This is a genomic window from Acidiphilium sp. JA12-A1 (genome assembly GCF_000724705.2).
Lineage (GTDB): Bacteria > Pseudomonadota > Alphaproteobacteria > Acetobacterales > Acetobacteraceae > Acidiphilium > Acidiphilium multivorum.
Genome location: NZ_JFHO01000172.1, coordinates 1 through 1472, shown reverse-complemented (window position 1 = coordinate 1472; position 1472 = coordinate 1). Strand labels below are relative to the sequence as shown.

The following is a 1472-nucleotide window of genomic DNA, read 5'->3' as shown; positions in this document are numbered from 1 at the left end:
ACGCCGACCCGCTGAACCGCCGCTTCCACGCCGAGCCGGTCGCCTGCCCCGATTGCGGCCCGCACTGCCGGTTCGAGGCCGCCGGCGCCCCGTCCGCCGGCGGCGAGGCCGCGCTCGCCGCCGGCCTCGCCGCCCTGCGTCGCGGCCTGATCGTCGCGGTGCGCGGCGTCGGCGGCTATCACCTGCTCTGCGACGCGGCGGACCAAGCCGCCGTCGCCGCCCTGCGCCACCGCAAGAGCCGGCCGGACAAGCCCTTCGCCGTGCTGTTCCCCGACGATGCGCGGACCCTCGATTCCTGCGTCGCCGCCGATGCCGCCGCGCGCGCCGCGCTGCGCGGCCCGGCCCGGCCCATCCTCCTGCTGCCCCGCCGCCCCGGCGCGCCGCTGGCGCCCGCGATCGCGCCCGGCTTCGGCACCATCGGCGCCATGCTGGCCGACAGCCCGCTGCACCATCTGCTGGCCGAGGGCTTCGGCGCGCCCCTCGTTGCCACCTCCGCCAACCGCTCCGGCGAGCCGATGCTGACCGACCCGGACGCCGCCGCCGCGCTCGCCGGCATCGCCGACGCCTTCCTCCATCACGACCGCCCGATCGAGCGCCCGGTCGATGACAGCGTGCTGCGGATCATCGACGGCGCGCCCCGCATCCTCCGCGCCGGGCGCGGCCTCTGCCCGATCGAGCGCGCCCTGCCGTTCCGCCTCGCCGAGCCGGTGCTGGCCCTGGGCGGCCACATGAAATCGACCATCGCCCTCGGCTTCGCCGACCGGGTGGTGATCTCGCCGCATCTCGGCGATCTCGACGATCCCGCGGCCCTCGCCGGCCTCGCCCGCATGGCGGCCGACCTGCAATCCCTCTACGGAATCGCCCCGCGCCGCCTGCTGGTCGATGCCCATCCCGGCTATGCCAGCACCCGCTGGGCCCGCGCCGAGGCCCGCGCGCGCGGGCTCGACATCGTCCCGGTCTGGCACCACCACGCCCATGCCTCGGCCCTGGCCGGCGAGATGGCGCCCGGCGCCGCGCCGCTCCTCGTCCTCACCTGGGATGGCGTCGGCCTCGGCCCGGACGGCACGCTCTGGGGCGGCGAGGCGCTGCTCGGCCGCCCCGGCGCCTGGCGCCGCGTCGCCCGCTTCCGCCCGTTCCGCCTGCAAGGCGGCGATGCCGCCTCCCGCGCCCCCTGGCGCAGCGCCGCCGCGCTCTGCTGGGCGGCGGGGATCGACCCGCCCGCCGGCCTCCTGCCGGAAGAAGGTGCCGCGCTCGCCCGCGCCGCCTGGGCGCGCGAGCTCAACTGCCACCGCACCGGCGCCGCCGGAAGGCTGTTCGACGCCGCCGCCGCCCTGCTCGGCCTCTGCCGCGTCGCCAGCTTCGAAGGGCAGGGGCCGGCCCTGCTCGAATCCCTGGCCGACACCGTGGACGACATAACCGGCCCCGCGCCCGGACTCCCCCTCGCCGACGCCGCGGACGGCGTGATCGAGGCC

The 1472-nt window shown here is 78.1% G+C and carries 1 protein-coding gene; it reads left to right on the top strand.

The window, feature by feature from the left end; all coding sequences use genetic code 11:
* A partial coding sequence (locus RT91_RS18980; RefSeq protein ID WP_035189316.1) for a Sua5/YciO/YrdC/YwlC family protein occupies positions 1–1472 on the top strand: 1472 nt, incomplete at both ends.